Here is a 215-nt window from a genome sequence, read left to right on the forward strand (position 1 = left end):
TCTTTTGGCGTCATTGAGTGGATAATAGCTTCAATACTTTTAAAAGCATCGTCATCAATATCTACATCTTTCATCATTTTTCCAGCGCCAGGTATCATACCAATAAGGTCTTTCATGTTACCCATTTTCTTTATTTGCTGAATTTGTTTTAAGAAATCATCAAAGCCAAACTTGTTTTTTGCAATTTTCTTTTGAAGTTTTCTTGCTTCTTCTTC

Annotated in this window: 1 pseudogene; it reads right to left on the minus strand. The window is 32.1% G+C overall.

What is annotated here, in order from left to right:
• Positions 1 to 215 (minus strand): annotated as a pseudogene (locus FUA24_RS00380) (signal recognition particle protein); the annotation flags it as partial.

This window comes from Seonamhaeicola marinus (assembly GCF_008085455.1).